This window comes from Streptomyces sp. NBC_01314 (assembly GCF_041435215.1).
Taxonomy (GTDB): domain Bacteria; phylum Actinomycetota; class Actinomycetes; order Streptomycetales; family Streptomycetaceae; genus Streptomyces.
On the sequence record NZ_CP108394.1, the window covers coordinates 10,471,813 to 10,489,592 of the forward strand.

A 17,780-nucleotide genomic window follows, 5' to 3' on the forward strand; every position below is an offset into this window, starting at 1 on the left:
GTACGGCCACTCGTCGCCCCAGCTGTGGTGTGTTCGGGCATCGCGCTCGCGTGGGCGGGCAGGTCGGCCATGCGCCGTAGCCGCCACACCGGCATGGCGCGTCACCGGCGACCCATTTCCGGGACCTCATGGCGTTCGGCTCAGGTGGGTGCGACGGCGCGGTGGAGGGGTTCCAGGTCTCCGTGCAGGGCGGCGTGGAGTGCGGCTGCGAGTTCACGGGCTCGTTCTTCGCTTGAGACGTTGTGCATCATGAAGTAGATGGGGCCTGTGTAGGCGTCCGCGCCGATCTCGCGGTTCTGGATCATGTGGGTGATCGAGGCCCGGATGGCGTCGTTGACGATGTCGTCGACCGTGTGCCCGGGGCCGGCAGTGAGGGTGTCCGCCTTCACGGTCCACTGCGGGCCGTCGGATTCGATGGCGACGAACACGGCGCGGTGCGCCATGGCCTGCCGGTATGCCGTGTGGAAAGCGGCGGTGCCGCTTGCGTCCGGGACGAGGTGGGCGGGACACGGAATCGGCAGCGGCTGCATGTGCGGATTGTCCCTAAGGTCAGAAAAATCACGTTCGCTGACACGCGAAGATCACCCCGGCGCTGACTGGCAGAGACGGCTCACCGGGTCAGCACGGTCCCACTGGTCCGCGATCTTCGTGTTCGGGATGTACAGCCCACGGCCCGATGGGTGCGGGATCGCGGTCATCACGTCCGCCGTGAAGTCGGCCTGTCCAGGTGCGACCGGGTTGCCGAACCGGACGAGTGCGGCCCGGCGGCGGCCGATGACCTCGATGGTGAGCTTCGGGAATTCGTCGCCGAGGTCCTCACGGATCGTGTCGCGGACGATCTCCATCAAGGGCAGGGCGCTCTTCTTGCCCGGACCGCAGGGCTCGGCGTCCGCCTCAGGGGGGACGACACCGAGGCGCCTTGGGTCAAGACCCGACAGCCTGGCGGGCGACAAGGCTTACAGCAATGGACTGCCGCGATTACCTGCGGCAAACGGGGCATCAGCCACACGATCCCGGAGAAGACCGACAGCCAGGCCGCCCCCTGCGAAAGGGCTCGTGCGGCGGACGGCCGCTGCGCTGCGACTGACGGGTATTCCTCGGACCTGATCGCAAGCTGTCACCGCCGAAGGTCTCTGGCCCCTCTATGGCGACACACGCCTCATGACCTGCGCTGTACCAAAGTGCCAACTATTTCGCTGATTCTACGTCTCCGGCCGCTGAAGCTACTTGGCATCAGTGCAGGTCGTGAACGCGGCCTGGTGCCAACTAGCGAGCCCGGTCACACTGTGTTGTGACGAGGATTTATAGTTGGCACAAAAGAAGGATAGTTGGCATCAAGCTCACCGCCATTTCTCAGAGGTGACGGCGCAAGACGGCTACAAGACCCGCGCCGGAGTCGAAGGCACCATCTCCCAAGCCATCCAGCGCTGTGGCCTGCGCAGATCCCGCTACCGCGGCCTGACCAAGACGGCCCTGCAACACCAGCTCACCGGCGCTGCCATCAACCTCGCCCGCATCGACGCCCACCTCACCGACACACCCCGAGCCCGCACCCGCCACTTCGCAGCACTTCGTCCCGCCGAGCAACAACTCGACGGGACGAAGTAGGACCAGCACCCGAATTAACCAACAGCGTCGGAGCAGCGAGCGTCCGCTCCTCGATCCTTCTGCGGCGTCTGCGAACGCCTCCTCGAGGGCCCACGACGAGAGCCGCCGCGCGGCCACCCGAACGCCAGCTCGTTGGTGCCCTGTCCTACTGCCGTCGAGAGGCGCCGCACTGGGGTCTATCAGGAATTAGGTGTGATTCGTCTGTTTGGCCTACGAGTTGGTGGGTGGGCTGTTCGGCCTACACTCGTCCGGCGGTAAGGCGGCCGTCGAAGAGGACGTCGAACTCGTTGAGGGCGGACTTCCAGCGGTTGTTCCAGCGCTGGCGGCCGCGGCCGGTGGGGTCGAGGGCGAGGGTGGCGAGGTAGAGGCGTTTGAGGGCGGCCTGCTCGTTGGGGAAGTGCCCGCAGGCCTGGGCCGCGCGCCGGTAGCGGGCGTTGAGGGACTCGATGGCGTTGGTGGTGTAGACGACCTGGCGGATGGCGTCGGGCAGGCCGAGGAAGGGTACGAACTCGCTCCAGGCCCGCTGCCAGGTGCCGGCGATCGAGGGGTAGCGCTTGCCCCACGTGGCGTCGAAGTCCGCGAGCCGTTGCCGGGCCTCTTCCTCGTTGACGGCGGTGTAGACGGGCTTGAGGTCGCGGGCGACCTCGGCCCAGTCGCGGCGCGATGCGTAGCGCAGGCTGGCGCGGATGAGGTGGACCACGCAGGTCTGCACGACGGTCTGGGGCCAGACGGTGTTCACCGCGTCGGGCAGGGCGCTCAGCCCGTCGCAGACCAGCATGAGCACGTCGCGGACGCCTCTGTTCTTGATCTCGGTCAGGACGGTCTGCCAGTACTTGGCGCCCTCGCCGCCGTTGCCGGCCCACAGTCCGAGGATCTCGCGGTAGCCGTCCGCGGTGACCGCGACGGCCACGTAGACCGGCCGGTTGGCGACGTGACCGTCCCTGATCTTGACGTGCACGGCGTCGATGAAGACGACAGGGTAGACCGGATCGAGCGGGCGGGTGCGCCATTCCGCCATCGATTCCAGGGCCTTGTCGGTGATCGTGGAGATGGTCTCCTTCGTGGTCGTCATCCCGTACGTCTGGGCGAGGTGGGAGACGATCTCGCCGGAGGTCAGGCCCTTCGCGGTCAGTGAGAGCACCAGGTCGTCCAGCGCGCCGGTGCGGCGGGCGTGCACGGGCAGCAGCCGGGGCCGGAAGGTGCCCAGCCTGTCTCTGGGGACCTGCACCGTCACGGCGCCGACCTCCGTCATGACCTTCTTGGCCCGGTAGCCGTTGCGCATGTTGCCGCCCGAGCGGGACCCGCGCCCGCCGACCCGGCCGGCCTCGGCGGCGAGGTGCTCGTCCATCTCGGCCTCCAGGGCGGCCTGCATCAGATGCTGGGCCAGTTCGGGCAGCAGCCCGCCCTCGCCCATCAGCCGCAGCCCTTCGCCGCCATGGACCTTCTCGGCCGCGAGCGCGGCCAGCTCCTCCAGCAATTCGCTGGACAGACCGTTCTCAGACACCGGCATCGACTTCACGTCGGCACCCTGGACACTGCCGTCGGCCACGGCAAGCGACACGCGGTCTACGGCCTCAATCAGGTGACCTGTCGTCGCATTCATCAGATGACTCCTTCGGGAAGGATCACACCTAATTCATGACACTCCCCCGCACTGGTGGTGAAGCAACCTGAACCAAGATGTCGGACTCTGTGCCGCGGAATGATCGGCCGGTGTCTGATCCAGGGTGCTCCGGGTGCTGGCACTGAGCATGCCCTGTGTTTCTGGGGGGAGGGGCTGTGACGGGCGGGAGAGGATGCTGTCCCGGATCCGGGCCTGACTCCTGACACAGGACAGCGTTCAGCGACCGTGACCGCTTGATGCGCGTCCTCGGTAAGGCCCGTGCGGTCGTGCCTCTCGTAGCCTTGGTGTGACCAGGCCGGTGGTGGGAGTAGCGCTGCCGAGGCCGCAGCCCGTCAGTGGGCTCGCAGCACATCGAGTGCCGTGAGCGCCGCGTGGAGTTCGGTGCGCTGTTCGCCGGATTCCAGGTCGCGGTCGAGGAGACGCTCGATGGTGCGCAGGCGTTGGTACATGGTTTCGCGGGAGAGGCTGCCCCGGCGTGCGGCGGTGGTTTTGTTGCCGGCCGCTTCGAGGTAGTGGCGCAGGGTCGTCAGCAGGTCGGTGCCGTGCTGGGTGTCGTGATCGATGAGCCGCCCGAGCTGCTGCTCGGCGTACTCCTGGATGCGGGTGTCGTCGCGGAGGGCGTACAGCAGGCGGTGCAGGCCGATGTCGGACAGCTCGTGGAAGGACCGGTCCGGGGGGAGGGGCTGGCCGGGTGGGGTGGCCTCGGCGACGCGGGCCGCCTCGCGGAACGAGCGTGGGGCGTCGGCGAGGTCCGCGATCTCCGAGCCGACGCTCACCACTGCCTGCGGGGCCAGGCCCAGTGCGGTGCTGCACAGCCGTTCGACGATGAGGCGCCAGGGCTGGGAGGGACGCAGAGCCAGCAGGATGCCGAGGCGGTCGGGGGCCAGCTCGCCGACGAGGGCCGAGATGCCTGCCGTCCGCAGCTCCTGGCACAGACGGGTCTCGGGCTCGGTTCCCCCTCCGCCCGTGCGGAGTTCCACCAGGATCGCGACGAACCGGCTTCGATCCGTCGGCAGGCCCAGCGCGGCGCAGCGGGCGCGGGCGTCCTCGGCGGAGCGGTGGCGCTGGTCCACCAGGTCGCGCAGGGCGTTGCGGTGCGCGGTGCGTTCCCAGGGCGTGGAGTGGATGAGGCGGGCGACGGTCAGTGCCATCGCGGTCCTCTCCAGCACGGTGATGTCCTCCGGCCCGAAGGCGGGGCCGTCGGCGCGTGCCGGGAGCATGACCACGCGGCCCCAGCGCTCGCCCTGGTACTCGACGGGTGCGGTGAGCCAGCCCGCCGGGCCGCGGGTCGCCGTGTGATCGTCGGCCCCGGTGGCTCTGGAGCGCTGTTCCCAGCCGGTGAGCGCCTCCTCCACCGTGCCCCCGGACGGTTCGCAGATCAGTGCCTGGTGCACCAGGTTCTCCAGGACGACCGTGCGGCCGCACATCTCCGCCGCCGCACGCACCACGTCCTCCGGGCCGGCACCGCGCAGGGTCAGGGCGGTGAACGCCTCGTGGATGCGCTGGGTGCGGCGCATCGCGTCCGCCTGGTTGCCGAGCAGGAGGGCGTGCACGACCTGGGTGACCTCCAGGAAGTTGACGTCCTTGGCGAGCGTGACGAGGGGAAGGCCACGCAGGTGGCAGGCGTCGACGAGTGCGTCCGGCGGGCGGTGATAGCGACGTACGAGTTCGATGACCAGCGCCGCGGCCCCGACGTCGGCGAGTTCGTCGACGTACCGGCGCACGCCGGCCACGTCGTCCGGGAGCGGCATTCCGGTGGTCAGGACGAGTTCGCCGCCCTTGAGGAAGGACGCGGGATCGGTCAGTTCGGTGATGTGGACCCACCCGACCGGCCGGTCCAGGTGGGGCACACCGGTGACGACCCGGGGTTGTCCGGCGGCCAGGACGGGAAGGGCCAGGACGTCGGCGACGGTGACTGTGCGGGTGGGCCCATGGCCGGCCGGGTGGTTGTCGCTCACGGTGTCTCCATGGGGTCCCTTGCTCGGGCACGGGCCAGCGCCCGGGAGTGCCCGGCCACTGTGACAAGCGTCGCTGACCTGCGCAAGAGCGGTCCGTGAGCGATCGGCACCCGGCATGCCCCCGATGAGGCTGACACAACGTCCGGATGTCGCGGCCCGGCCGGACAGATCGTAGGTTGGCGCACCCCTGGTCCGCGGAGATGCTCGGGATACCGCAGCAGACCGAACACCGAGGCCGGGAGACGAACATGACCGCACTGTCGCCACACCTTCGCCAGGCCACGCCCGTGGTGGCGGTCCGGGGCGAGGGCGTCCACCTCTACGGTGAGGACGGCCGCCGCTATCTCGACTTCACCGCCGGTATCGGCGTCACCAGCACCGGGCACTGCCATCCGAAGGTCGTGGCGGCGGCGCAGGAGCAGGTGGGCACGCTGGTGCACGGCCAGTACACGACCGTCATGCACCGGCCGCTGCGGCAACTCGTCGAGAAGCTGGGCGAAGTGCTGCCGGCCGGGCTGGACAGTCTGTTCTTCACCAACTCCGGCAGCGAGGCCGTCGAGTCCGCCCTGCGGTTGGCCCGTCAGGCCACCGGCCGTCCCAACGTCATCGTCTGCCACGGCGGCTTCCACGGCCGTACGGTGGCCGCCGCCTCCATGACCACCTCCGGCACCCGCTTCCGGTCCGGCTTCTCCCCGCTGATGAGCGGCGTGGTCGTCACCCCGTTCCCGTCGGCCTACCGCTACGGCTGGGACGAGGAGACCGCGACCCGCTTCGCCCTGCGGGAGCTGGACTACACCCTCCAGACGATCTCCTCGCCCGCCGACACGGCCGCGATCATCGTCGAGCCGGTGCTCGGCGAGGGCGGCTACGTGCCCGCCACCCGCGCGTTCATGGAGGGTCTGCGGGAGCGGGCCGACCGGCACGGCTTCCTGCTCATCCTCGACGAGGTGCAGACGGGCGTCGGCCGCACCGGCCGTTTCTGGGGCCACGACCACTTCGGCGTCACCCCGGACATCCTCGTCACCGCCAAGGGCCTGGCCAGCGGCTTCCCGCTGTCCGGCATCGCCGCCTCCGAGGAGCTGATGGCCAAGGCGTGGCCGGGCTCGCAGGGCGGCACCTACGGCGCCAACGCCGTGGCCTGCGCGGCGGCCGTCGCCACCCTCGACGTCGTACGCGACGAGAGGCTCGTGGAGAACGCCGACGCGATGGGTAAGCGGCTGCGTCACGGCCTGGAGGCGGTGGCCGACCGCACGCCGGGCATCGGCGACGTCCGCGGCCTGGGCCTGATGCTGGCCACCGAGTTCGTCACCGAGGACGGCAGCCCCGACCCCGAGACCGCCGCCCGCGTGCAGCGCGCCGCGATCGACGAGGGCCTGCTCCTGCTGCTGTGCGGCGCCTGGAACCAGGTTGTACGGATGATCCCGGCACTCGTCATCGACGAGACGGCGGTGGACGAGGGCCTCCAGGCATGGGCGACCGCGGTCGAGGCCGGTACCTCAGGAGCATCGCCGCGATGAGCGACAGCGTGGCGCGGCTGACCGCCCGCCTCACCGAGACGGCTCCCGGCCTGCGGGTGGAATCCGGCCCGGGCGCCCTCGGCCCGTACGCCTACGACGCCTCCAACTACCGTGTCCCCCCGCAGGCTGTGGCCTTCCCCCGCAGCGCCGACGACGTGGTCGCGGTGCTGCGGGCCTGTAAGGAGACGGGCGTCCCCATCACCGCGCGCGGCGGCGGCACCAGCATGGCCGGCAACGCGGTCGGGCCGGGCGTCGTCGTGGACTTTTCCCGGTACATGAACCGGATCCTGGACATCGACCCGGCCGGCGGGACCGCGCGTGTCGAGGCCGGAGTCGTCCTCGACGCGCTGCAGAGCGCGACCGCCCTGCACGGGCTGTCCTTCGGCCCCGACCCGTCCTCGCACAGCCGCTGCACCATCGGCGGGATGGTCGGCAACGACGCGTGCGGCAACCGGTCCGTGCGGCACGGGCGGACCAGCAGCCACATCGAGGCGCTGGAGATCGTGACGGCCGACGGTGTGCGGGCCGTCGCCGACCGTACCGGCCTGCACCCGATCGACCCACGCGACACCGACCACGTCACCCGCCTCGAAGCGGACGTACGACGCCTGATCGGCGACAACCTGGGGCCGATCAGGACCGAGCTGGGCCAGATCCCTCGTCAGGTCTCCGGCTACCAGCTGCACCACCTGCTGCCCGAGCGCGGCTTCGACATGGCCCGCGCGTTGGTTGGCACCGAGGGCTCCTGTGCGGTCGTCACCGCCGCGACGGTCCGCCTGGTGGCGACCGCACAGGCTTCGGCGCTGCTGACCCTCGGCTACGACGACGTCGTCGACGCGGCCGAGGATGTGCCGGAGATCCTGCGGTGGAATCCGACCGCCGTCGAGGGCATGGACGAGGCGATCGTCGCCACCATGCGCGCCCGCCGCGGCCCCGACTCCGTCACGGGACTGCCCGAGGGGCGCGCCTGGCTGTACGTCGAGCTCGACGGCGACGACGAGGCCACGGTCAATACGCGCGCGGCCGAGCTCCTCGACGTGCTCAAGGCACAGGGCCGGATGACCGGCGGGCGGGTCGTGCAGAGCGCGTCCCAGCGCCGCTCCCTGTGGCGGGTCCGCGAGGACGGGGCGGGCTTGGCCGCCCGCCTCGTCGACGGCGGAGAGTCGTGGCCGGGCTGGGAGGACTCGGCCGTCGCACCGGAGAACCTCGCCGGCTACCTGCGGGACTTCCGCGAACTCCTGGCCGACCACGGGCTCACCGGCGTGATGTACGGGCACTTCGGCGCGGGGTGCGTCCACGTGCGCATCGACTTCGACCTCGCCACGGACGAGGGCCGCGCCGCCGCCCGCCGCTTCCTGCACGAGGCGGCCGCCCTGGTCGTCGCCCATGGCGGAACGCTGTCGGGCGAGCACGGGGACGGGCGGGCGCGCGGCGAGTTGCTGGAGGTCATGTACAGCCATCGGATGATCCAAGCGTTTGCCGCTTTCAAGCAGGTCTTTGATCCCGAGGGGTTGCTGAATCCGGGCGTCATCGTGGCTCCGGCCCCGCTCGACGCCGATCTCGCGCTGCACCAGATCCAGCCCCTGGCGACGGAGTTCACCTTCCCGCATGACGAGGACGGTTTCGCGGGCGCCGCCCGCCGCTGTGTCGGCGTCGGCCGCTGCCGCAGCGACGTGGGCGGCGTGATGTGTCCCAGCTACCGGGCCACGGGGGAGGAGAGCGACTCCACGCGGGGCCGGGCTCGCCTCCTCCAGGAGATGGTGCGGGGGGAGACCATCCAGGACGGCTGGCGCTCGACGGAGGTCCGCGACGCCCTCGATCTGTGCCTGTCCTGCAAGGCGTGCTCCAGCGACTGCCCGGTCGGTGTCGACATGGCCACGTACAAGGCGGAGTTCCTGCACCAGCACTACAAGGGCAGGATCCGTCCCCGCTCCCACTACTCGCTGGGCTGGCTGCCCCTGACCTCCGCCCTCGCCGGATACGCCGCCCGCCCCCTCAACGTCCTGCTGCGCGGACCGATCGGCACACTGCTCGCCCGTCTTGGAGGCGTCACGACGAAGCGCAGGATCCCCGCCTTCGCCCCCCGGCGCAGCCTGCGCCGGGTCCTGCGCAAGGTGAAGAGCGGCGAACCGGCGAAGGCCCTGCTCTTCGTCGACAGCTTCACCCGCGCCTTCCGTCCCGAGGTCGCGGGAGCCGCGAGCCGCGTGCTCGCCGACGCGGGAATCCCCTGCACGGCTCAGGACGGCCTGTGCTGCGGCCTGACCTGGGTCAGCACCGGCCAGCTGACCGTGGCCCGCAGGATCATGGCCCGCACCGTCGCCCACCTCGACAACGGCGACGACCGGCCCATCATCGTGGCCGAGCCAAGCTGTGCCGCCGCGCTCAAGCGCGACGTGCCCGAGCTCCTCGGGACGGACGCCGCCCGTCGGGTCGCGGACCGCGTCCACACCTTCACCGGCGCCCTGACCGACCTGGCCGCCGCCGACTGGACGCCCCGCGAGCTCCCCGACGACGTCGTCCTGCAGACCCACTGCCACGAGTACGCCACCTTCAAGGGCAGCCGCCCCACCGACCTGCTGCGCCGACTGGGTGTGGGCAAGGTCGACGAGGCCGAGGGCTGCTGTGGACTCGCCGGGAACTTCGGCTTCGAGGAACAGCACTACGACACCTCGATGGCCGTCGCCGGCCTGGCTCTGAAGCCACGCCTCGACGGCATCGGCCAGGACACGCCGACCGTCGTCGTGGCCGACGGCTTCAGCTGCGCCACCCAGATCGACCATCTCGCCGGTGACCGGGGCCTCCGGGCCCTGCACCTCGCGGAACTCCTCGACCCTGCCGCCGATCAAGCCGTTCAACCAGGAGGAACCCCATGACCGACACACCCACGCAGTTGTTCATCGGCGGGGCCTGGGCGGACGCCGCGGACGGCGCCACCATGCCCGTGGACGACCCCGCGACCGGTGAGATCATCGCGCACGTCGCCGACGCGGGCGCCAAGGACGCCCAGCGCGCCGAGGAGGCCGCCGTTCAGGCGCAGGAGGAGTGGGCCCGTACGGCGCCCCGGGTGCGCAGCGAGATCCTGCGCCGGGCGTACGAGATCATTGTCGAGCGCACCGACGAGCTGGCCCACCTGATGACGGCCGAGATGGGCAAGCCGCTGGCCGAGGCCAGGGGAGAGGTGGCGTACGCGGCGGAGTTCTTCCGCTGGTTCTCCGAGGAGGCCGTCCGTATCGACGGCGGCCACGGCGTCCTGCCCGACGGCCGCAACCGCATGCTGCTCTCCCGCCGCCCCGTCGGCCCCTGTCTGCTGATCACCCCGTGGAACTTCCCGCTGGCCATGGGCACCCGCAAGATCGGCCCGGCGATCGCCGCCGGCTGCACGATGATCCTCAAGCCGGCCCCGCAGACCCCTCTGTCCAGCCTGGCTCTCGCCGCGATCCTCAAGGAGGCCGGGCTGCCCGACGGCGTGCTCAACGTCGTCACCACCTCCCGCGCGGGAGAGGTGTGCGAACCGCTCCTGCGCGGCGGGCGGATCCGTAAGCTGTCCTTCACCGGCTCCACCAACGTGGGACGCCTGCTGCTCGCCCAGAGCGCGGAGGCGGTCGTGCGAACCTCGATGGAGCTGGGCGGGAACGCGCCGTTCGTCGTCTTCGAGGACGCCGACCTGGACAAGGCGGTCGACGGCGCGATGCTCGCCAAGATGCGCAACATGGGCGAGGCCTGCACCGCCGCCAACCGCTTCTTCGTCCACACCTCCGTGGCGAAGGAGTTCGGGCGGCGCTTGGCCGAGCGCATGGGCGCGCTGGTCGTGGGCCCCGGCACCCGGGACGGCGTCGACGTCGGCCCGCTGATCGACAGGGTCGGACGGGCCAAGGTCGAGGAGCTGGTGGCCGACGCGGTGGAGCGCGGCGCCCGGGTGCTCGTCGGTGGCCGTACGCCCGAGGGGCCGGGCTGCTTCTACCCGCCGACCGTGCTCACCGACGTCGCCTCCGACAGTCGCCTGATGGACACGGAGATCTTCGGCCCGGTCGCGGCGATCCTCACCTTCGACGACGAGGACGAGGTGATCCGCCGGGCCAACGACACCCCTTGGGGCCTGGTCGGCTATGTCTTCACCGAGGGCCTGGACCGCGCCCTGCGGGTCAGCGAGCGTCTGGAGGTGGGCATGGTCGGCGTCAACACCGGCCTCGTCTCCAACCCGGCCGCGCCGTTCGGCGGTGTCAAGCAGTCCGGGCTGGGCCGCGAGGGCGGCCGGGTCGGGATCGAAGAGTTCCTTGAGTACCAGTACCTCGCGGTGCCTGTGCGATGACGGCGGCGGTCCTGCCCTGACATACGCCCCGTCGCGCACCGCGTGGGCCACCCCGTGCCCGGCCGATCTGTCTTCCTGGCCGGGCGCGGGGAAGGGGCGGTCTCGCCGCGGGCGGGCCGGGCCGAAGGCGTACTCAGCGCATGTGGCGGGCGGTGATCTCGGCCGCCGTCTCGGTCACCAGCTGCCCCAGCTCGGCGAGCCGGCCGGGCTCGAAGCGGGAGTCGGGCAGGGAGACGGCCACGGCGGCCAGTGGGACGCCGTCACCGTCCAGGACGGGTGCCGCGATGGCGCAGATCCCCTGGAGGTACTGGTTGTGGTTGACGGCGTAGCCACGCTCCCTGACCCGCTGGAGCTCCGTGCGCAGCTCCTCGGGGTCGGTGATGGTCTCCTCGCCGTACCCCTCGAACGTGCCCGTCGCGAACTCGTCGACCTCGGGATTCGGGAGATGGGCGAGGATCGCGTGCCCGGTGGCCGTGGCGTGCAGGGGTGAGGTGTCGCCGATGGTGTGGAAGGTTCGTACGGGGTGGTCGCAGTCGACGCGGTCGACGACGACCATGCTGTGCAGTGCGTCGGGCACCGAGAGATGGATGGTCTCGTTCACCGTGTCCCGGAGTCGGATCATGGGTTCGCGGGCGGCGGCGAACAGGCTGGAGCCCTGGAGAGCTGCGGGTCGTACGGCGAGGACGCGGGCGCCGATCTCCCAGCGCGTGGTGTCCCTGCGGTTGGCCCGGAGCCAGCCCGCCTCGTTGAGGGTGACCAGGGTGCGCTGCACCGTCGATTTCGGCAGGCCGAAGAGCTTCGTCAACTCGCCCACGGTGACCGGCTGATGCCGGGCGACCGCCTCCAGGATGCGCAGTGACCTGATGACGCTCTTCATTTCCATCCGGGGCCCCCATCAGTCGCGTGGCTTCGTCGCTCACCTTTGACTCCCTCCCCGGAGCCGCGGGCATGATTCATGCCGCATTCTAGCATGGCGTTCCACAATGCGGCATGAAGGGGAGATGGGGCCCCATGGCCTTCCCGGCGATGAGCGGCGGGAGCGCCTCTGCCCCCGTCGCGCCGTGCCGCGCGGCGGCGGCCCTGGGCCCGACACCCCCCGTCGGGCCCAGGGCGACGGCTGCCCTGACATGCGGAGAGGGCCGGCTTGCGCGCATCGACGCGTGCAAGCCGGCCCTCGCCGGTCGGGGCCTTCTTGGGCCACCGCCTCCGTCAGCCGCCCAGTAGGCGTCCGCTGATCTCCTCTGCCGCGCCGGCCACGAGGCCACCCCACTCGGACTCCCGTTTCACGTCGTACCGGGAGTCAGGCATCGAGATGGCCACGGCGGCCAACGGTGTCCCGTTCTCGTCGAGCACGGGTGCGGCGAAGGCGCAGACGCCCGGCCGGTACTGATTCCGGTTGACCGCGTAGCCGTCGGTGCGGATCCGGTCCAGTTCGGCGCGCAGCTCGTCGGGGTCGGCGGGGGTCGTGTCGCTGAAGCGCTCCAGGCCCTGGGTGATGAGTTCCTCGACGTCCTGCTTCGGAAGCTGGGCGAGGATCGCGCGTCCCACGGCGGTGGCGTGCAGGGGTGAGGTGTCGCCGATGGTGTGGAAGGTCCGTACGGGGTGGTCGCAGTCGACGCGGTCGACGACGACCATGCTGTGCAGTGCGTCGGGCACCGACAGGTGGATGGTCTCGTTCACCGTGTCCCGGAGTCGGATCATGGGTTCGCGGGCGGCGGCGAACAGGCTGGAGCCCTGCAGGGCTGCGGGTCGTACGGCGAGGACACGGGCGCCGATCTCCCAGCGCGTGGTGTCCCTGCGGTTCGCGCGCAGCCAGCCCGCCTCGGCCAGGGTGACCAGGGTGCGCTGCACGGTCGACTTCGGCAGGCCGAAGAGTTTCGTCAACTCCCCGACGGTGACCGGCTGATGCTGGGCGACCGCCTCCAGGATGCGCAGCGATCTCGTGACGCTCTTCATTTCCATCCGGTTTCCCCCGTTAATCCGCGGAATTTCTGCTGGACACCTCTTGACTCCCCCTCGGGGCGCTGTCATTCTCGTGCCAGATTCTAGCACAGCGTTCCACTATGTGGCACGGCACTCGACGGAGGAGATTCCGAAGAAGTGGGCCGGGGCCGCGAGACGCGGCGGCTGTGAGCCGAGGGCCCGAGGAAAGAACCCGGCCCCGCCCAAACCACCTTGAATCAACCAGCCTCATGTCGGGCGCTCAGCATGCGCCTCGGCGATACGAAAGGAAAGTCCTGTGTCAGCTGCCAAGAAGCGCGTCGCCGTCGTCGGCGTCGGAACGATGGGCAGCCAGGCCGCCTGGCGGCTGGCGGCCCGCGGCGCCGAGGTCGTCGGGTACGACCGGTTCGCCCCGGGACACGACCGCGGCGCCGCCGGCGGTGAGACCCGGATCTTCCGCAGCGCGCACTTCGAGGACTCCCGCTATGTCCCGCTGCTCAAGCACGCCGACGCCCTGTGGGAGCAGCTGCAGGAGGAGACCGGCCGCGAGCTGCGCCGGCTGACCGGATGTCTGCTGATGGGGCCGACCGAGCACCACCAGATGGCCACCGTCCTGCAGTCCATCGCGGAGCACGACCTCGACCATGAGGTGCTCGATGTCGAGCTTCTGGCGAAACGTTTCCCCCAGTACCGCATCGAGGACGGCGACGCGGCCGTGCTCGACCGCCGCGCCGGTTTCATCCGCCCCGAGCTGACCATCCAGAGCGCCGCCCGCCGTGCCGAGCAGCTGGGCGCGGTGATCAACCGCTACAGCACGGTCCGCGAGATCGTCCCCGTCGCGGGTGGCGTCGAGATCCGCACCGACTCCGGCAGCGAGCGCTTCGACACCGTCGTCGTCACCCCTGGTCCCTGGGTCAACGACCTGCTGCCCGACCTGCCGTGGGAGGTGGACGTCCGCCGCCTGGTCAGCGCCTGGTACGTGCCGACCGCCCCCGAGGCCTGGTTCGGCGAGGAGCGCCCGGCGTTCATCCGGACCGCGCCCACCCACTGCTACGGCCTGCCCTCCCCGGACGGCATCTCGGTCAAGCTCGGCCTCTCCCGCGCCCTGCACCAGCCCGCGGGCGACCCGAACCAGCTGGACAGGACGGTGCAGCCCGAGGAACTGGAGATCTTCTCCGAGTTGATCGAGCGTCACATGCCGGACCTGAACCCGGACCCGACCCGGCTCTCCGTCTACATGGAGGGCTACACCGAGAGCAGCCGCCCCCTGGTCGGCCCTCTGCCCGGCGCCGAGAACGTGATCCTGCTCGCCGGCTTCTCCGGCCACGGCTTCAAGCTCTCGCCCGCCTTCGGCGACATCGCCGCCGACCTGGCGCTGGACGGCACCTCGCCCCAGCCCATCGACTTCCTCTCCACCGTCGGCCGTACGGAGGCATGACCATGAACGACGCCACCCTCTCCGTCGCCTCCCTCGATGCCCGGCCCGGCACCAAGGCACGCGGCACCGTCCGGGCCGACCTCGGCGCCCTCACCACGGACATCCCGCTGACCCTGGTCAACGGCTCCCGCCCCGGCCCTCGGGTCGTCATCACCGCAGGTGTGCACGGCGGCGAGTTCACGCCCATCGACGCCGTCGTACGACTGGCGGACAGGCTGGAGCCCGGGGAGGTGTACGGGCAGGTGATCATCTGCCCCGTCGCCAACCCGCCCGCCGTGTACGAGGGCCGGCTCAACATCTCCCCGGTCGACGGCGTGAACCTCAACCGCGTCTTCCCCGGCGACCCGGCCGGCGGCCCCACCGAGCGTCTGGCCGCCTGGCTCTTCACCCACCTGGTCGACGGTGCCGACGTCTACGTCGACCTGCACTGCGGCGGCATCGACCAGGTCCTGCGGGACTTCGTCGGATACCGCCTCACCGGTGACCCGGACCTCGACAAGGCCACGGCCGAACTGGCAGGCTCCTTCGGCATCGAGGACGTCATCCTCGGACTGAAGGCCGACGGCGGCAACAGCCACGCGGCCGCCGCCCGCCGGGGCATCTCGGCGGTCCTGGTCGAGGTCGGCTCACTCGGACAGCGGGACGAGCCCACGGCCCTCCGCCGCGTCGACGGACTCCTCACGGCACTGCGCCACCTGGGCGTCCTCGACCACGAAGGCTCCGCCCCGGCCCCGATCCGGGAGTGGGTCTGGTCCGCCGGTGTCACCGCCGAGGCCACCGGCCTGTGGTACCCGGAGTTCTCCTTCGACGCCGACATCCTCGGCGAAGTCGCCGAGGGCGACCTCCTCGGCCGCATCGTCGACCCGGCCGACGGCACGGAGCACACGGTCCACGCCCCGGCCGGCGGACGGATCTTCTACGCCATGCACGGTCTCACCGTCGCCCCCGGCGCCGAACTCGCCGCCCTCGCCGTGCCGTGGGACCCCGCCACGGCCCCGAGCCCCGACACCCTCCGCACCCCCGGCGCGGGCCATGGGTCCGACGAGGCGGCCCCCCGCCCGTAATACCCCCGCCCCCCTGCCCGCAGCGCCCCACACCCCCCTGCCCCCCTTCCCTGCAGCACCACCCAGGAGGCACACGATGAGAGATGTCCGGATAGACCGCCGGCTGTTCCTGCGCGGAGTCGGCGGAGTCACGGCGGGTCTTGCCGCCGCGTCCGCCCTGAGTGCCTGTGGCACCGGCAGCAGCCGCAGCACGACCGCCGGTAGCGGCAAGAGCTCCAAGACGCTGGTCGTGCGCAACAGCGGTGGCACGTACGGCGAGGCCAACCAGAAGGCGGTCTACGACGCGTTCACCAAGGAGACGGGCATCCAGATCAAGGTGGTGAACATCGCGTACGCGCAGCTGCTCGCCCAGATCAAGCAGGGCCGCCCGCAGTTCGACGTCATCGACACCTCCATGGCCGACGTCATCCGCTTCAAGGACCAGGACGCGACCGAGGCGCTCGACTACGACCGGTTGAAGAGCACCAAGAACGCGGGCATCGCCGAGTCCCTGATGATGTCCCACGGCATCGGCAAGAACTACTGGGCCAGCGTCATGGCGTACCGCACCGACGCCTTCGACGGCAAGAAGCCTGAAAACTGGGCCGACTTCTGGGACACCAAGGCGTTCAAGGGCAGCCGCGCCCTCCAGGCCCGCGACGCCGACCTGCCCGAACTGGAGTTCGCCCTCCTGGCCGACGGCGTGCCCCTGGACAAGCTGTACCCCCTTGATGTGGAGCGCGCCTTCAAGTCCCTCGACAACATCAGGGGTTCCGTCCGCAAGTACTGGGACACCGGTGCCCTGCCCGGCGTCCTGCTGGGCCGCGAGGAGGTTGTCGCCACCAGCGTGTGGCACGGCCGTCTCGACGCCCTGATCAAGGGCGGCTCGCCGCTCGCCTACCAGTGGAACGGTGCCCGCCGGCAGAGCAACGGCTTCTGCATCCCCAAGGGGACCGCGAACCTCGACGCCGCCTACCAGCTCGTCGACTTCGCGCTGCGTCCCGACATCCAGGCCGCCTACGCCGAGGTCTATCCGATGGCCCCGGTGGTGCCCGCCGCCTACAAGAAGCTCTCCTCGGCCGCCGCCGGGAATCTGGCCAGCTCGCCCGAGCACCTGAAGTCCGGGTTCGACCTGGACGTCGAGTGGTGGATCAAGAACGAGACGGCCGTGTCCAAGCGCTGGCAGGAGTGGGTCAATGCCTGAGCTGAACCTGAAGTCGCCGCACCAGTCGTCCCCGGTGGTCTTCCCGCCGCCGGGGACCGGCACCGGAAAACCCCTCTCCGTCACGGACCTGCGCAAGACGTACAGCGGCGTGACCGCTGTCGACACGGTCTCGATGGAGATCGCGGGCGGCGAGTTCGTCACCTTCCTGGGGTCCTCCGGCTCCGGCAAGACCACCACCCTGATGATGATCGCCGGGTTCTGCGAGCCCGACTCCGGCCAGATCGTCGTCGGCGGCCGTGACGTGACCCGCCTCGCGCCGCAGAAGCGCGGCCTCGGCTTCGTCTTCCAGCAGTACCTGCTCTTCCCGCACATGACGGTCTGGGAGAACGTCGCCTTCCCGCTCCAGCTGCGGGGCGTGCCCAAGGCGGAGCTGCGCCGCCGGGTCGGCGAGACCCTGGAGATCGCCGGACTCTCGGCCATGGCCCGGCGCCGGCCGCGCGAGCTGTCCGGTGGCCAGCAGCAGCGTGTCGCGCTGTGCCGGGCGCTGGTCTACCGGCCGCCGGTGATCCTCATGGACGAGCCGCTCGGCGCCCTGGACAAGAAGCTGCGCGACCAGCTGCAGACCGAGATCAAGCGCATCCAGCAGGAACTCGGCCTGACCGTCATCTATGTGACGCACGATCAGGAAGAGGCGCTGGTCCTGTCCGACCGGATCGCGGTGATGCGGGACGGACGGATCGACCAGTTCGACACCCCGCGTGAGCTCTTCGAGCGCCCGCGCACCCCGTTCGTCGCCGACTTCCTCGGCGCGGCCAACTTCCTCCCCGGCACCGTCCAGCAGCAGACGTCCGAGCAGACCCTCGTACGGCTGGACGCGGGAGGCCTGCTCAAGGCCCGCCCGCAGGCGGGAGCCGAGGGAGCCCGGGTACGAGCCGCGGTCCAGCCCGGCCGGCTCCGGCTGTGCACGCCCGGCGACGGGTTCTGTACCGGGACCGTCGAGACGGTCACCTACGTGGGAACCCTCGTCCGCGTCACCGTCCGCCCGGCGGGCGACGCCGACACCGGCCTCGTACGGCTGGAACTCCCGGCCGGCAAGGCCCCGGTCATCGGCGAACAGGTCAGCCTGACCGCCGATCCCGACGACGTCAGCGTGTTCGCGGTCGAAGGAGGCGGGTGA

The 17,780-nt window shown here is 70.6% G+C and carries 14 protein-coding genes; 8 read left to right on the top strand and 6 right to left on the bottom strand.

What is annotated here, in order from left to right; genetic code table 11:
• Positions 1 to 140: 140 nt before the first annotated feature.
• A complete protein-coding gene (locus tag OG622_RS46075) occupies positions 141 to 530 on the bottom strand; it encodes a hypothetical protein (RefSeq protein ID WP_086750407.1) in 390 nt (129 codons plus the stop codon).
• 51 nt (positions 531 to 581) lie between these two features.
• Entirely contained in the window at positions 582 to 953 is a 372-nt protein-coding gene (locus tag OG622_RS46080) for a hypothetical protein (RefSeq protein ID WP_179201225.1), read from the bottom strand.
• Between the two features lie 355 nt (positions 954 to 1,308).
• Between OG622_RS46080 and OG622_RS46085 the strand changes: the two genes are divergently transcribed.
• Positions 1,309 to 1,608, top strand: a complete 300-nt coding sequence (locus tag OG622_RS46085; protein ID WP_371583062.1) for a transposase — start codon at positions 1,309 to 1,311, stop codon at positions 1,606 to 1,608.
• Between the two features lie 238 nt (positions 1,609 to 1,846).
• Here the strand turns inward: OG622_RS46085 and OG622_RS46090 are convergent, their stop codons facing one another.
• Both OG622_RS46090 and OG622_RS46095 read right to left on the bottom strand, forming a co-directional pair.
• Positions 1,847 to 3,118 carry an IS256 family transposase gene (locus tag OG622_RS46090; protein ID WP_371583964.1) on the bottom strand — a complete coding sequence of 424 codons (1,272 nt, stop codon included), beginning with the start codon at positions 3,116 to 3,118 and terminating at the stop codon, positions 1,847 to 1,849.
• 446 nt (positions 3,119 to 3,564) lie between these two features.
• Entirely contained in the window at positions 3,565 to 5,190 is a 1,626-nt protein-coding gene (locus OG622_RS46095) for a PucR family transcriptional regulator (RefSeq protein WP_371583063.1), read from the bottom strand.
• A gap of 248 nt (positions 5,191 to 5,438) precedes the next feature.
• Between OG622_RS46095 and OG622_RS46100 the strand changes: the two genes are divergently transcribed.
• The 3 genes from OG622_RS46100 to OG622_RS46110 are packed head-to-tail and all read left to right on the top strand — an operon-like array spanning position 5,439 to position 11,016.
• On the top strand, positions 5,439 to 6,707 hold the full coding sequence (locus OG622_RS46100; RefSeq protein WP_220644847.1) for an aspartate aminotransferase family protein: 1,269 nt from the start codon (positions 5,439 to 5,441) through the stop codon (positions 6,705 to 6,707).
• Positions 6,704 to 9,580: an FAD-binding and (Fe-S)-binding domain-containing protein gene (locus tag OG622_RS46105; RefSeq protein WP_371583064.1), complete on the top strand. Its 2,877-nt coding sequence runs from the start codon at positions 6,704 to 6,706 to the stop codon at positions 9,578 to 9,580. Before OG622_RS46100 ends, OG622_RS46105 begins: the two co-directional genes overlap by 4 nt.
• Positions 9,577 to 11,016 (top strand): NAD-dependent succinate-semialdehyde dehydrogenase, encoded by a 1,440-nt coding sequence (locus OG622_RS46110; RefSeq protein WP_371583065.1) that lies wholly within the window; start codon positions 9,577 to 9,579, stop codon positions 11,014 to 11,016. The genes OG622_RS46105 and OG622_RS46110 overlap by 4 nt, the downstream gene beginning before the upstream one ends.
• A gap of 133 nt (positions 11,017 to 11,149) precedes the next feature.
• On the opposite strand, the gene OG622_RS46115 is transcribed toward OG622_RS46110, so the two are convergent.
• Both OG622_RS46115 and OG622_RS46120 read right to left on the bottom strand, forming a co-directional pair.
• Positions 11,150 to 11,893, bottom strand: a complete 744-nt coding sequence (locus tag OG622_RS46115) for an IclR family transcriptional regulator (RefSeq protein WP_371584429.1) — start codon at positions 11,891 to 11,893, stop codon at positions 11,150 to 11,152.
• A 332-nt stretch (positions 11,894 to 12,225) separates the two neighbouring features.
• Positions 12,226 to 12,972 carry an IclR family transcriptional regulator gene (locus OG622_RS46120; RefSeq protein ID WP_371584430.1) on the bottom strand — a complete coding sequence of 249 codons (747 nt, stop codon included), beginning with the start codon at positions 12,970 to 12,972 and terminating at the stop codon, positions 12,226 to 12,228.
• Positions 12,973 to 13,255: 283 nt separating this feature from the next.
• Here OG622_RS46120 and solA point away from each other — a divergent pair, with 283 nt between their 5' ends.
• From solA to OG622_RS46140, 4 genes are all read left to right on the top strand, one after another.
• On the top strand, positions 13,256 to 14,395 hold the full coding sequence (solA, locus tag OG622_RS46125) for an N-methyl-L-tryptophan oxidase (RefSeq protein WP_371583066.1): 1,140 nt from the start codon (positions 13,256 to 13,258) through the stop codon (positions 14,393 to 14,395).
• A gap of 2 nt (positions 14,396 to 14,397) precedes the next feature.
• Positions 14,398 to 15,459, top strand: a complete 1,062-nt coding sequence (locus OG622_RS46130; protein ID WP_371583067.1) for a succinylglutamate desuccinylase/aspartoacylase family protein — start codon at positions 14,398 to 14,400, stop codon at positions 15,457 to 15,459.
• Between the two features lie 76 nt (positions 15,460 to 15,535).
• A complete protein-coding gene (locus OG622_RS46135; protein WP_371583069.1) occupies positions 15,536 to 16,642 on the top strand; it encodes an ABC transporter substrate-binding protein in 1,107 nt (368 codons plus the stop codon).
• The gene (locus OG622_RS46140) at positions 16,635 to 17,780 is read left to right on the top strand and encodes an ABC transporter ATP-binding protein (protein ID WP_371583070.1); all 1,146 of its coding nucleotides are present in this window, start codon (positions 16,635 to 16,637) and stop codon (positions 17,778 to 17,780) included. Before OG622_RS46135 ends, OG622_RS46140 begins: the two co-directional genes overlap by 8 nt.

Excerpts from the sequence above, each read along its gene's own strand:
- OG622_RS46105 (WP_371583064.1), top strand. The coding sequence starts at position 6,704 with ATGAGCGACAGCGTGGCGCGGCTGACCGCCCGCCTCACCGAGACGGCT.
- OG622_RS46120 (WP_371584430.1), bottom strand. The coding sequence starts at position 12,972 with ATGAAGAGCGTCACGAGATCGCTGCGCATCCTGGAGGCGGTCGCCCAG.
- OG622_RS46110 (WP_371583065.1), top strand. The coding sequence starts at position 9,577 with ATGACCGACACACCCACGCAGTTGTTCATCGGCGGGGCCTGGGCGGAC.
- OG622_RS46075 (WP_086750407.1), bottom strand. The coding sequence starts at position 530 with ATGCAGCCGCTGCCGATTCCGTGTCCCGCCCACCTCGTCCCGGACGCA.
- OG622_RS46140 (WP_371583070.1), top strand. The coding sequence starts at position 16,635 with ATGCCTGAGCTGAACCTGAAGTCGCCGCACCAGTCGTCCCCGGTGGTC.
- OG622_RS46115 (WP_371584429.1), bottom strand. The coding sequence starts at position 11,893 with ATGAAGAGCGTCATCAGGTCACTGCGCATCCTGGAGGCGGTCGCCCGG.
- OG622_RS46090 (WP_371583964.1), bottom strand. The coding sequence starts at position 3,118 with ATGCCGGTGTCTGAGAACGGTCTGTCCAGCGAATTGCTGGAGGAGCTG.
- OG622_RS46135 (WP_371583069.1), top strand. The coding sequence starts at position 15,536 with ATGAGAGATGTCCGGATAGACCGCCGGCTGTTCCTGCGCGGAGTCGGC.
- OG622_RS46100 (WP_220644847.1), top strand. The coding sequence starts at position 5,439 with ATGACCGCACTGTCGCCACACCTTCGCCAGGCCACGCCCGTGGTGGCG.
- OG622_RS46130 (WP_371583067.1), top strand. The coding sequence starts at position 14,398 with ATGAACGACGCCACCCTCTCCGTCGCCTCCCTCGATGCCCGGCCCGGC.